Origin of the sequence: Kribbella sp. (assembly GCF_035655035.1) — a bacterium.
Taxonomy (GTDB): domain Bacteria; phylum Actinomycetota; class Actinomycetes; order Propionibacteriales; family Kribbellaceae; genus Kribbella.
The window spans coordinates 1-12,157 of record NZ_DASRVN010000466.1 but is presented as its reverse complement, the minus strand read 5'-3'; the positions used below and the strand labels follow the sequence as shown (position 1 = coordinate 12,157).

Annotated in this window: 11 protein-coding genes; 7 read left to right on the top strand and 4 right to left on the bottom strand. The window is 69.3% G+C overall.

Annotated elements, in window-relative coordinates; translation table 11 throughout:
* The first annotated feature begins 2 nt into the window (after positions 1 to 2).
* From eccB to VFF46_RS25660, 6 genes are all read left to right on the top strand, one after another.
* Complete coding sequence (gene eccB, locus VFF46_RS25685; RefSeq protein WP_325039776.1) at positions 3 to 1,418, top strand: type VII secretion protein EccB; 1,416 nt, start codon at positions 3 to 5, stop codon at positions 1,416 to 1,418.
* A 17-nt stretch (positions 1,419 to 1,435) separates the two neighbouring features.
* Positions 1,436 to 1,750, top strand: coding sequence for a hypothetical protein (locus VFF46_RS25680; protein WP_325039775.1), 315 nt, complete (start codon positions 1,436 to 1,438; stop codon positions 1,748 to 1,750).
* A 10-nt stretch (positions 1,751 to 1,760) separates the two neighbouring features.
* A complete protein-coding gene (locus VFF46_RS25675) occupies positions 1,761 to 3,002 on the top strand; it encodes a hypothetical protein (protein ID WP_325039774.1) in 1,242 nt (413 codons plus the stop codon).
* A gap of 230 nt (positions 3,003 to 3,232) precedes the next feature.
* Entirely contained in the window at positions 3,233 to 4,000 is a 768-nt protein-coding gene (locus VFF46_RS25670; protein ID WP_325039773.1) for a type VII secretion protein EccE, read from the top strand.
* Between the two features lie 163 nt (positions 4,001 to 4,163).
* Positions 4,164 to 5,261 (top strand): helix-turn-helix transcriptional regulator, encoded by a 1,098-nt coding sequence (locus tag VFF46_RS25665; protein ID WP_325039772.1) that lies wholly within the window; start codon positions 4,164 to 4,166, stop codon positions 5,259 to 5,261.
* Positions 5,258 to 6,907 (top strand): right-handed parallel beta-helix repeat-containing protein, encoded by a 1,650-nt coding sequence (locus tag VFF46_RS25660; protein ID WP_325039771.1) that lies wholly within the window; start codon positions 5,258 to 5,260, stop codon positions 6,905 to 6,907. The genes VFF46_RS25665 and VFF46_RS25660 overlap by 4 nt, the downstream gene beginning before the upstream one ends.
* On the opposite strand, the gene VFF46_RS25655 is transcribed toward VFF46_RS25660, so the two are convergent.
* Together VFF46_RS25655 and VFF46_RS25650 are read right to left on the bottom strand one after the other, a co-directional pair.
* Positions 6,902 to 7,420, bottom strand: coding sequence for a hypothetical protein (locus tag VFF46_RS25655; RefSeq protein ID WP_325039770.1), 519 nt, complete (start codon positions 7,418 to 7,420; stop codon positions 6,902 to 6,904). The two genes, VFF46_RS25660 and VFF46_RS25655, sit on opposite strands and share 6 nt — an antisense overlap.
* Entirely contained in the window at positions 7,417 to 7,974 is a 558-nt protein-coding gene (locus VFF46_RS25650; protein ID WP_325039769.1) for a hypothetical protein, read from the bottom strand. The genes VFF46_RS25655 and VFF46_RS25650 overlap by 4 nt, the downstream gene beginning before the upstream one ends.
* 119 nt (positions 7,975 to 8,093) lie before the next feature.
* Between VFF46_RS25650 and VFF46_RS25645 the strand changes: the two genes are divergently transcribed.
* Positions 8,094 to 9,557 carry a serine/threonine-protein kinase gene (locus tag VFF46_RS25645; RefSeq protein ID WP_325039768.1) on the top strand — a complete coding sequence of 488 codons (1,464 nt, stop codon included), beginning with the start codon at positions 8,094 to 8,096 and terminating at the stop codon, positions 9,555 to 9,557.
* Here VFF46_RS25645 and VFF46_RS25640 read toward each other — a convergent pair whose 3' ends face one another.
* Positions 9,558 to 11,585 carry a transglutaminaseTgpA domain-containing protein gene (locus VFF46_RS25640; RefSeq protein WP_325039767.1) on the bottom strand — a complete coding sequence of 676 codons (2,028 nt, stop codon included), beginning with the start codon at positions 11,583 to 11,585 and terminating at the stop codon, positions 9,558 to 9,560.
* Positions 11,582 to 12,157, bottom strand: a 576-nt coding sequence (locus VFF46_RS25635) for a DUF58 domain-containing protein (RefSeq protein ID WP_325039766.1), incomplete at its 5' end; no start/stop codon positions are given. The genes VFF46_RS25640 and VFF46_RS25635, both read right to left, overlap by 4 nt.

Sequence of the window (12,157 nt, the reverse complement as noted above, 5' to 3'; positions counted from 1 at the left end):
CGATGGCGTCCAAGCGGGACCAGCTGCAGTCACACCAGTTCGTCAAGCAGCGGATGACCCATGCGTTGCTGCTGCGCGAGACGGACCCGGAGTACCCGCCGTTCCGCCGCGGCATCGTGGCGATGCTGGTCGGTATCGGGCTCGCCGTCCTCGTGCTGGTGGGGTCCGGTGTGTACGGGCAGCTGTCGCCGGGCGGCAAGACGTCGTGGCAGTCCGGCGACCACGTCATCGTGGAGAAGGAGACCGGCACGCGGTACGTGTACCGCGACGGCGTGCTGTACCCGGCCGCGAACTACGTATCCGCCCTGCTGCTGGCGAACAAGTACAGCGAGCCGCTGATGGTGTCGGCGAAGTCGCTGCTCGGCGTACCGCGTGGCCAGCGGGTCGGGATCCCGGACGCGCCGGACTCGCTGCCGGCCAAGGAGCGACTGCTCGCGAGCGGGTGGTCGATGTGCGCCAAGCCGACCGTCGACTCGTCGGGCAGCCCCACCGTCAAGTCGGTTCTCCTCGTAGGGACAGAGCAGTCCGGTACGACGGCGGACTCCCTGCTGACTGTCGGGCCTGACGGTCGCCGCTACCTGATCTGGCACGGCTACCGGCACCTGATCCAGCAGCAGGCGACAGTGGCCGCTGCGCTCGCCCTGAACGACGAAGCCTGGCTGCAGGTCCCGTCCGTCTGGCTGGACCTCATCCCGTCCGGTCCTCCACTCGGACCGATCTCCGTGCCCGGCGCAGGCACCCCGTCCGCTCTCTTACGACCAGGGCGAGTCGGTGCGCTGTACGTCGTACAGACATCGACCGGACAGGGGCAGTACTACCTGCTACAGCGGGACAGGCTGGTAGCGATCAGCTCTCTGCAGTACGACGTTCAGCGGACGGCACCTGCCACCCGTAAGGCCTACCCGGGTGCTGTACCGGAGGCGGTTCCGCTGGACCCGGCTGTGGTGGCTCAGGTGTCCGGTGGGATGGGTACGCCGACCTCGGACTCGGCCCTACCGGCCACCCGGCCGACCTTTGCGCGGCCGGGGTCCTCCGCGACGTCAGTGTGTGCCGTGTTCGCCAATGGCCAGTTCCAGCCCCGCTTCGCGCTTGCCGACTCAGTGCCGGTAACCGACGACGCGGGGGTCACCACAGGACGTGGACCGGGCGGACTGCCGCTGGCTGACGTGGTCGTCGTACCGCCGGGGCACGGGGCCGTTGTCGAGTCCATGGCATCACCCGCGCAGCCGGCCGGGTCCGGCGCGTTGTCGTTCGTCAGTGATCTCGGGCGTCGCTACCAGCTGGCGAGCCACGACGTACTGGGTGTTCTCGGCTACGACCAGCCACCTGTGGTGCGGCTGCCGGCCGAACTGATCAGCAGGCTCCCCGCGGGTCATGCGCTCGACCCGTCGTCTGCGACCTACCCGATCGGCCCTTGAGAGATCTAGGAGGAAGTATGGATATCGGCACACTGACCGTGGTGCCCGACGAGCTGCGGCAGTTCGCCGCGCTCGCACCGCTGGCGACCGTCACGCCGGTCTCCGGCACGGTCCAGGCGACGCCACCGCTGGCCGGCCCGATGCCGGAGAGCGCGACCGTGGAGGCCCACGTCCGTTTCTGCGTCGAGCACACCGGCTCGGTCACGCTGCAGGCGACCGGCGGCATCGCGTCGCTGATCGAGGCGGCGCTGTCGATCGCGACCGGCTTCGAGTCCACCGACCAGGCGAACGCGACCGTGCACCGCGCGCTGGCCGACGAGCTGCCGAGCTGACGGGACGATCATGGGTGCGTACTTCGGAATGGAACTGAACACGATGGCCGCGATGCTCTACGGGCAACGCGCCGAACCGTGGCACGCGGGCGCCGACATGTGGGGCTCGGCGTGCCAGCAGCTGCTCGCCACCCACGGCGACCTCGGCGCCGCGAACGCCGCCATCGCCACGTGGCCGCTCAGCATCGGTTCGCTGTCGCAGATTGCGTTCAACGGACAGGTCGTCGGCAGCCTCGCCTCGCTCGGCGAGTGGGCGGCGTACACCGGTGCGATGTCCGCGGCACTCCGGCTCGGCGGTACGGCGCTGAACGCGGCGCAGGCGGTGATGCCGGCGCTGCAGAGCGGGTACGACACCGCGGTCTCGCTGAGCGCCGTACCGATCATCGGGCCGTTCGCCGCGCAGGTCGCGGTCGGACTGCAGCAGGTCGGCGCCGGGATGATGGAGGCGGTCGGCATGGTCATGCAGGCCCCGACCGCCGTACCGACGCCGACCCAGGGGTGGCAGGGACCAGGGGGAAACGGCGCGCCGATGCCGGCCTCCCCTGCACCGGCCGTGCCGGTCAACGACGTGATGGATGCGGCCGGCAAGCTCTTCGACACGATGAACAAGGGCGCGACGCTGCTGACGACCGTCACGGGGCTGGTGCAGTCGGCGAGCAGCGGCCTGGGGAACACCCAGGGCATCTCGACCAAGGTGCCGGACCTGAAGCTGCCGAAGCTCAAGGTGCCCGGGACGATCAACCCGCCGAGCCTGGACCTGCCGACGCTGGCGGGAGGAGCCACGACAGCACCGACTACGCTCCCGGCCACCGTCGGGGTGTCCGCGACCTCATCAGCTGGGCTGCCCGGCGGACTGCCGACCGCGGCGCTCGCCGGGTCACTCGGAGCATTGACCAACACGGTGCGCCCAGCCGTGTCCGCAACGGGCAGCGCGGTGTCGGCGGCCGGTGCACGCATCGCGGCCGGAACGGAGCCGGCGCTGGCCGGCAGTACGGCGCGTGCTGCAGCGTCGGCGGCATCGGCGGCGAAGTCGATGCCCGCGATCGCGCCGCCGATGTCCGGCGGTGGAGGCGGCGGCGGGTCCAACGAGCCACGCTCCGGGAACAAGAAGCGGGACACGCTCCGCGACAGCGGTGTCCAGCCCGACCTCCAGGGTCGCACGGCACAGGAGGCACCTGAGCAGTTCACCCTGCCGCCTGTACGTCGCCGTACCGCTGCCGGCCCGGTCCTGGACGACGAGCTCTTCACATGAGCACTGCACCCACCTCAGCCCCACAGGTGTCGGCTGCTGCCACACGGAGCGTTGCTACGGCTGTCACGAGTACGGTCGCGCCGCCGCGGGTCGTAGCACCGCGGGCCGTACCTGTCCGGCCTGCTGTTCGGGCTCAGGTCACCGCTCCACCCGTGGCACCTGTTGTAGCCCCGGTCCGGGCTGTCGTGCCTCCGGTCGAGGTCGAGGTACGGCGGCTACCGAGAGTGCGGATGGCACAGGTGGTGTGCTGGCAACTGGCGGCCGGTGTAGTCGCCGCCTCCGTTGGCCGGGGCTGGGTGACCGCAGCGGTCGCTGGGCTGGTCGGACTGGTCGCCGTTGCGCTGACGGCGAGCTGGCGGCGCGGGTTGTGGTCCTACCAGTGGCTCCACCTGGCCGTGGCGTACCTGGTACGCGGTACCCGGTTCGTCGCGATGGACGGCGCCCGGGGCGAGCTCGAGGACGGACCAGGCACCATCGTCCGGTCCGACGGGATCACGGTGCTGCTGGAGACCGACGTACCTCCCGAGCTGACCCCGGCCGAGCTGCTGGACGAGCACACCGGTCTGCGCCTGAAGCTGCTGCGCCGCCCTGGTCGGGCTTGGATCGCCCTGACCGCTCTTCGGTCCGCCGACCGGCCCCAGGACGCTGAGCTGGAGCTGCTCCTCACGAACACGGTCCGCCGGCTGAGCAGGCGGCTGCGCCGTCGCAACTTCCGGGCCGTACCACTCGACCCTTCCGAGCTGGCCGAGGTACTGGCCGCGCTGACCCCCGAACAGCTCACCGAGGAGTGGGACGCGCTGGCCGTCGGCCCTGCACGTTTCCGGATGTACGCCGTACCCGCGCATCTCGCGCTCCAGCAGCCCGGGGCGGTCGCTGTCAGCACGTCCAGCGACCTCGACCACGCCCTGGTCCTCGCGCCTGCGGATGCACCACTGACGTCGGCCGCCGTACCGCAGACCGGCCGGCACCGGTCCGCTTTCGTAGCCGCCCTGCCTTGATCCAGCGGCTGATCCAGCGGATGTATCGGGACCGCTGGACAGCCGCTGTATCGACTGTATTGAGCGTGGACAGCCGCAAGATTCGCGCTGGACGCGGGCTCGGGATGGTTCTGGTGTTCACCACCGAGTCCGTCCGACTCACCGAATCCCAGCGAGGTGTCCCGTGTCCCAGTCAGAGCCTGTCGAAGGCGCTTCGTACCCCCGTGCGGTCCGCTACCCGCGGGCCGTGCAGTCCACTCCGCAGCTCCGCAGTACCGGCCTGCGGCTCTCCCATCTGGGCGTCGACGCGATCGCCGAGCGCAGCTACCTCGTGGTGCTCGAGCGGCCCTCCTGGACCGCCGCCGAACTCGGCGAGCGGCTCGGCCTCGACGACGAATCCACCCACGAGGTCATCCGGCACCTGACCGCCCTCGGCCTGCTGGCCCGGGACAGCTCCGGTGACGTGGTCCGGCCGCTCAACCCGCGGCTCAGCCTGACCGCGCTGCTCGCCGAGCGCGAGGCGGACTTGGCCCGCGTCACCCGCGACCTGGAACGCAGCCGGGTGGCCGCGGCCGAGATCGCCGGCGAGTTCGCCCGCCGGCACCCGGCACCCCTCGGCGACAGCAACGGCGCGCTGGACTGGGCAGGCAGCCCAGCCGCCGCACAGCGCACCATCGAGGGCCTGCTCAAGTCAGCCTCGGGTGAGGTGCTCGTGAGTACGCCGGCCACGGCCGCGCTCGCAGACCCGATCGCGGGCCTCCGTGAGCTCGGTACGGGCGTCCTGGCTCCGCCCGTCCGCTACCGCATCCTGGTACCGGACGCCGCGCGCACCGACCCCATGCTGGCGCGACGGCTGCAGCAGCTGACCCGCAACGGAGCCCAGGTCCGTACTGCGAGCACGGTCCCGCTCTGCGCGATGATCGTCGACACAGCCACCGTCGCGCTCCCGGCTGACCGCACTGGTCGGGGAGCGGTCAGCATCCTCCGGCTGGCATCAGCTGTCGGCGCAGTGACCGAGCTGTTCGAACGGGTCTGGCATGCGGCCACACCGCTCCGCCAGCCGACCGGTCTGGGCGACGCGTCCGGGCTGACTGTCCGCGAACGCGAGGTGCTCTCGCTGCTGAGCGACGGGGGTACCGACGCATCGGCAGCCGCACAGCTCGGCGTCTCCGTCCGGACCGTCCGGCGGATGGTGTCGGAGATGATGGCTCGTCTGGGCGCACAGAGCAGGTTCCAGGCCGGGCTGAAGGCGTCAGAGCGCGGCTGGTTGGGGACGCGATGAGCCGCACGCTGCTGGTGTCTCCTGACCGTCCAGGCGCGTACTCGAGCATCGGGGACGCTGTACTCGATGCACCCGACGACGCGGTCATCTCGATCGCACCAGGTGTCTACCGGGAGACCATCGACCTCGCCGACAGATCCGTGACGCTGTCCGCAGACGGCGACGACGTGGTCATCGACGCCACCACCTCACCGGTGCCTGTACTGCGTGCTGCCGGCGGCCGGCTGACCCTCCGGGACGTGACCATCCGGGCCGGCGACGCACCAGCCCTCCAGCTCGACGGCGGCACACTGCGAGCCGAGTGGTGCGTACTGTCCGCAGGCTTCGGTCCGGTCGTACAGATCACCGGTCCGGCCGAGGCGTCGGTGTCGCACTGTCAGGTGACCGGCGGCGAGCACGGTCTGGTGCTGGAGGACTGCACGGCGACGGTGGAGCACACCAAGGTGACCGGTGTGTCCGCCGACGGCGTCATCGTCCGCCTCGGCGCAACCGTCGTACTCAACGACTGCCAGATCACCGACTGCGGACGCCGCGGCATCTACACGTACCAGTACGGACGGCCGACCATCGAGAGCTGCGAGGTCACCGGTACGTCGGAAGCGGGCATCCTGATCGCCTACGACTCCACAGCGGTACTGCGCCACACGGTGATCCGTGACGTATCAGGACCGGCCGTGGCGTACGGGCGACGCTGCCGGGGAGAGGTGGTGTCCTGCCGCTGGGAGAACACGGCTGAGCCCGCACTGGAGCTGTCGGAGCCCGACCTGGTCGCTGTGACGGCTGCTGAACAGATGGATACGCGTGTGATCACGGACGAGCCCACGGGGGCGGACGTGGAGTCGCTGCTCGCCGAGCTGGACACCATGGTCGGCCTGGCGGGTGTGAAGGACGAAGTACGCAGCCTGATCGACGAGATCCAGGTCAACGAGTGGCGGCGCCGGGCCGGGCTCCCGGTGGGGAGTCTGAGCCACCACCTGGTGTTCGCGGGGGCTCCCGGTACCGGCAAGACGACCGTGGCCCGCATCTACGGCAAGCTGCTCGCCGCGCTCGGCGTACTGCCGAAGGGCCAGTTCAACGAGGTGGCACGGCGGGACTTGGTCGGGCAGTACCTCGGCCACACCGCCGAGAAGACCACCACGGTGTTCGAGAGCGCGACCGGTGGGGTGCTGTTCGTCGACGAGGCCTACACACTGTCCCGGGCCGGGGCCGAGAACGACAGCTTCGGCCAGGAGGCGATCGACACCCTGGTCAAGCTGATGGAGGATCACCGCGACGAGGCCGCGGTGATCGTCGCCGGGTACAGCGACGAGATGGTGCGCTTCCTGGACGCCAACCCCGGTCTGGCGTCGAGGTTCTCGAAGACGATCGACTTCGAGAACTACTCCCCCGACGAGCTCACGCTGATCGTGCAGCGGATGGTCGCCGCCCAGGAGTACGACCTGGACGACGGCGCCGAGCCGATCCTGCAACGGCACTTCGCCGTGGTCTCACAGGCCGCGAACTTCGGCAACGCCCGCGACGCCCGCCGGCTGTTCGACCGGGTCCGGAAGGCCCAGTCGCAGCGGCTGCGCCGGCTAGGTGGCATGCCCGGCATCAGCGAGCTCCGTACGCTGCGGCTGGACGATGTGACCGTCGCGGTGTCATGAGACCGGGTCGAGGACTGCGACGAAGTCCGCGAGCAGCGTAGTGACCCCATTGAGTACTTCGTCGAGCTCTGGCCGCTCGCCTATGGTCCCCAGCACTTCGCAGTGCGCCCACAGCGACGGTGCTATCCAGCCCCACCGCCACAGCTCGTACGTCGTCGCGGGGACCACCGCTAGCGGCTCCAGCCCCGGCAGACCGATCGCGAACTGCCCCGGGTCGTCGGGACGGTTGCCCAGGCCGATGAACAACGGCAGCAACCGGTACTGCCGCGCGAAGCTCGTCAAGTCCTCGATCTGCGCCAGTAGACCACGGCCCAGCAGCCCGTCCACGTGCTGCTGGGCGTTGTCGATGCCTGTGACCGCACAGGCCGCCAGCAGCTCGGTCAGGTCGGTCGTCCGGTGAGCGAGGACCCAGACACCGAACTCCTGCTCGCTCAACTGCTCCGCCGCGCTGCCGACACGTACCACGTAGTGCTCTGTGTCAGGACCGGCGCCGTGGCCGACAGGGAGGATCACGGCTGCTCCTCGATGGTCGCCAGGTCGAGACAGGCTGCACTCGGTGACAGCAGCGCGTGCAGTGACGTCAGTACGGCGGGCAGCTCCGCGTTGTGGGCCTTACACGCCACCAGCAGATTGGGAGACAGGTGGCCCGACAGCCAGAGGTCGTAGAGCGTACGGGTCATCCCTGCGAGCGGGAGCTCCGTCGTACCCGATCTGAACACCGCAGTGACCTCTGGCGAGTTCCCGAGACCGAGGTGCAGCGGGAGCAGCCTGTGACGTGCTGCGAAGTCCGCTGGGCTGTCGAGGTCCACTTCGGCCAGCAGGTTCCTGGCCAGCAGCTGGTCGATGCAGTCCGGGATCTCACTGCCCGCCAGCAGCTCGGCGATCCGCTGGCGGTCCCACCGGCTGCGGTCGTCGGCCAGACCGTGTGCCAGCGACCAGACTGCGAACTCCTCGTCGGTCAGCCCCACGATCTCTCCACCGAGCCGCACCTGCTGGACGTGACTGTCCGTCGTGCTGGCGTAGTACGTCCCGAGGCAGTGGCCGATCGGGAACATCAGCGTGGTCATACGCCTCATGGTGCCAGTCACGGTGCAGGGCCACAGGCAGCCTGCAGCATGTGGCCAGAGTGTGGCCGCAGCCGCCGGTATCGCGGCGGACGACCTGTTCGCACGAGAAGATGGACAACGTGACAGACACAGGACCGGCCGTTCCAGGCTGCACGGACGTGGTGCTGGTCCGGTCCGGTATCCCTCAGGTGTACCGATGCCTCCGGCAAGGGACCACGGTCAACGCCCTGGTGTACCCGGTGCGCGTCGACGCGGGTACTGCGGCCACGTTCGCCAAGCAGGCGAAGGCGCTGCAGGGTGTGGACCACCCGCACGTGGCACGTGTCCTGGAACCTGGCATGACCGACGGCTACCCGTACGTGATCACCACGGCCGACACCGGCACGCTGGCGGATCAGTTGCGTGACCAGCTCCGTTCTCCCGCGGACCTCGCCGTACTGGGCCAGCAGCTCGCAGAAGGCCTGGCCGCGATCCATGCGGCCGGACTGGTCCACGGCGGCCTCACACCTGGTGCCGTGGTGATCCTGCCCGACGGCCGGCCACAGCTGTCAGCACTGACCCTAGGCCTCAGCCAGCACACCGGCCACGCGGCCCTGAACTCACCGAGCCAGCTGTACATCGCACCGGAGACCTTGCGCGACGGCACCCTGACGGCCTCATCCGACCTGTACGCGCTCGGCGCTGTGCTGTACGCCGCCGGCAGCGGCAAGCCACCGCTCGCGGCGCGGATGGGCGAGACGGCAGGCGAACACATCCTGCGGGTGCTCAACGACCCGCCCGCGCGCCTCGACGTACTGCCTGACTCGTTCGCCGGGCTGATCGCGCGGCTGCTGGAGAAGGACCCGGCCAAGCGGCCAGGCTCCGCGGCGGAGGTGGCTGCTGCGTTAGGTGTACTCGCAGCGTCCGCGACACCGATGCCCGCCGCACGCTCGGTCGCGCCAGAGTCCACCCCTCCGCCGAAGCCTGTCGCTACCACGCCGCTCCGGCCCCGGCCGACCGTTCTGAAACGCAAGGACCTGCCGTCGTGGCCTCCGGCAACCAATCCGGCGCCACTACCCCCACGTCAGCCAGTAGCTCCGCCAACTGCTCCTGCACCTGTCGCACCTCCTCCTGCTGCTCCCCCGAAAGCACCTGTCCAGAAGCAAGAGCCGCCAGCTCCCGTAAAGACACGGCCCAAGCGTCGCAGCCGGTTGTTAGTAGCAGGTGGCGTCGTACTGGCCGCTGCGCTCATCACAGGCTTCGCCCTGGCGAACCGCAAGGGCCAGACCGAGCAGCCACCGATCAGCGCACCCACACCGACTCAGTCGTCCACACCTGCACTGGTCATCACGCTGAACCCGCCCGCCGACCACAGCACGTATGTCGACCTGAGCTGGAGCGGGCCGTCGGACGTCAACTATGCGGTCGTCGTCGCACAGGCCGGGCAGAAGGCCACAACGACACTCGTCTACAAGGCGACCAAGTACCGGGTCCCTGTGGTCCCTGGCGTGCAGTACTGCTTCGCGATCCAGGCAACCGACGGGCTGAACCCGGGCCAGTCCCAGTCACGCCCGATCCGCGACGCGCAGTGCGAAGGGCACTGATCAGCCGATCAGGCTGCGCGCGCTGAGCGTCGTCCGGATCCGCTGCGACAACCGTCCCTCGGCAAGACCGCGCCGAGCCTTCCGTACGGCGGACCACGCGAAGTCCCGGTCCGGGTCGGAGTCCTGCCCGGACCACAGCGCCCGGTCCAGACACCCGGCCAGCAACGTCATCGCCTGCGACACGGCCCCGTCCGAATCACGCGCCAGGTCCCGTGCGGTAGCGGCCGGCGTCACCCGGATGCCGTGGTCCCGCAACAGGTCACGGGCCTCGGCCCACGCCCCGAGCGTCCCGTGCCGCCGGCGGCGCTGACGACGTACAGCCTTCGCCAGCGGGACTCCGACGAGCCAGAGCAGGAGTACGACGACCAGTACGCCACCTACAGCCCAACCTGGGAAGTGGTACGCGACCGCAGGCTTCGCGGCGGGCAGGTTGGGTTCGGACTGGTGCTCACGCTCGATCTCCTTGGTGGACGGGAGGTTCTTGCGCACAGTCTCCGCAGCCCCGGCCAGACCGCCCTTGTTCGTCGTGGACGTCGCCGTACCGGTCGGGTCGAGCGGCACCCAGCCGACACCGGTCACCGCCACCTCCGGCCACGCCAGTACGTCGCGGTTGCGGATCACGTACGTACCGTCGGGGCTCGGCGTGTCCGGCTGCTTGAACCCGACCACTAGACGCGCCGGTAGCCCGAGCAGACGGGCCATGACGACGTACGCCGCCGCGAACTGCTCCGACGTACCCCGCTTGCTGTGCAGGAGGAAGTAGTTGAGCTGGGCGTACCCGTGGCCGGTCGGGAGGTTCTCGCCGGTCGCGAGCTTGTAGTTCGTTCGCAGGTACTTCTCGAGCACCAGCGCGAGCTCGAACGACGGCCGGACGTCACCGGCGATGCCGCGCGCCAGGTCGTCGATGCCGGCCGGGACCTCGCCGAGGTCGTCACCGCTGCGCAGGTCCGCGTCGACACCTGCCGATGCCAGCTGGTCGACGTCCACCGTCGGCTCGGCCCAGTTGACGCGGTACTGCGAGGGCCTGGCCTGCTCTGCCAGCAACGCCCCGGACGCCGGGTCCACCAGCAGCGGCTTGTCGTCCACCACCGACAGCGTGCGGCTCTGACTCGGCAGCCACGGCAACGACCAGTCGGCCAACGCTATGTCGGCGGACTGCCGCCGTACCGGGACCGTCACGCGTGAGTCGAGCGGGAGCTCGCGGCCGAGCTGCTGGAACTTCGGAGCGGCCGTCCAGGTCACGCCGTCGAACGTGTCAAGCGCAATGACCGGCCAGCGATCCACAGGCCCGTTGGCGCGCGCAGTGAACACCACTGTGTCAGGTGAGTGCAGTCTGGCCGCAATCTCGGTCAGGGGGTTGCTCAACACCGTCGGAGAATCAGGCGGGCTCGGCTTCGGCAGGTGCACCGCAGTGGACGCTGGCAACGCCACACCAAGCGTGCTGGCAGCTACCGCCATCACAGCGAGTGCTGCGACCAGCCGGACCCAGGACCCGCGATCACCTGGCCACTGCAATAAGACCAACGCAAAGCAACCCGTCAACGCCAGCCCGGCGAGCACTGCGTCGACACCGGTGACAGTGACGTACGCCTGCGACAGTCCAGCCACTACAAGCGCAGGCAGCAACGCCAATAGCCGTGAGCGTTGCAGCACACGTGCGCCGATAAGACAGGCCAGCAGAACCAGTACAGGCACGAACGCCACCAGGTCGGGCACTGGACTGGCGGGCCACGTCGACTCGAGCGTACGGCGCCAGCCCGAGGTCACGGCCTCCCACAAGGACAGCGGGCGTCGAGCAGCATCAGGTATGACCGCCAGCAACGCGACTACGCCACCGACCAGCGTCATCGGCACCCGCCAGCGGGCGAGCCGTGGCCGGTGCAGGATCGATTCCTCAACCAGGTAAGCAACAACCGCGACCGCCAGCATCGGCCAGAGCACAGCCGGGGTACCGAAGAGCGGAGCGAACAACAGGCCCGCTACGACACCAGCTGCGAGTACTCCGAGGATCGGTAGCCGTCGGCTCATGTCGGTACGACGTTCCAGGCGTCGACTGCGTTCTGCGCGTTGTCCGCGTGAATGAGGTGTACGCCGGCCGCCGTGTGCAGCGCCGCCTCCGCATGCGTCACGTCGACGTACACAACGGGCCGGTAGCTCGTCCGTACCGTCGACAGGTCCGCTGCCTCACCAGTAAGCACAACCAGCGCCCCACCATCACGTGTGACGGGCAGCGCCTCGAGCAGGTTGGTTGTGGTGGTCGACTGCTCGATCATCGCCAGTTCGTCGAGCAGATCGCTGACGGACTGTACGTCGTGGTCAGTACCGCATGGAGTCGTGAGCCGCAGACGCTGACCGGACTGTGCAGCCACGACCAGGATCGAGGCGGCCACTGAGACAGCCGTGTCGAACTGGTCCGCCGTCAACACCGACGTACGCGTGTCCAGCAGCACCTGCAGCCGTGGCTGGTCCGGGTCGACGTACTCACGCACCATCAGCCGTCCCGCGCGCGCAGACGCCTTCCAGTGCACGTGTCTGACCTCATCACCCGGCACGTACTCGCGCAGCCGTCGCAGGTCGATCGAACCACGCAACGGACCAGC

Coding starts and splice junctions, on each gene's coding strand:
- VFF46_RS25680 (WP_325039775.1), top strand. CDS start 1,436: ATGGATATCGGCACACTGACCGTGGTGCCCGACGAGCTGCGGCAGTTC.
- VFF46_RS25640 (WP_325039767.1), bottom strand. CDS start 11,585: ATGAGCCGACGGCTACCGATCCTCGGAGTACTCGCAGCTGGTGTCGTA.
- VFF46_RS25675 (WP_325039774.1), top strand. CDS start 1,761: ATGGGTGCGTACTTCGGAATGGAACTGAACACGATGGCCGCGATGCTC.
- VFF46_RS25660 (WP_325039771.1), top strand. CDS start 5,258: ATGAGCCGCACGCTGCTGGTGTCTCCTGACCGTCCAGGCGCGTACTCG.
- eccB (WP_325039776.1), top strand. CDS start 3: ATGGCGTCCAAGCGGGACCAGCTGCAGTCACACCAGTTCGTCAAGCAG.
- VFF46_RS25650 (WP_325039769.1), bottom strand. CDS start 7,974: ATGACCACGCTGATGTTCCCGATCGGCCACTGCCTCGGGACGTACTAC.
- VFF46_RS25670 (WP_325039773.1), top strand. CDS start 3,233: ATGGCACAGGTGGTGTGCTGGCAACTGGCGGCCGGTGTAGTCGCCGCC.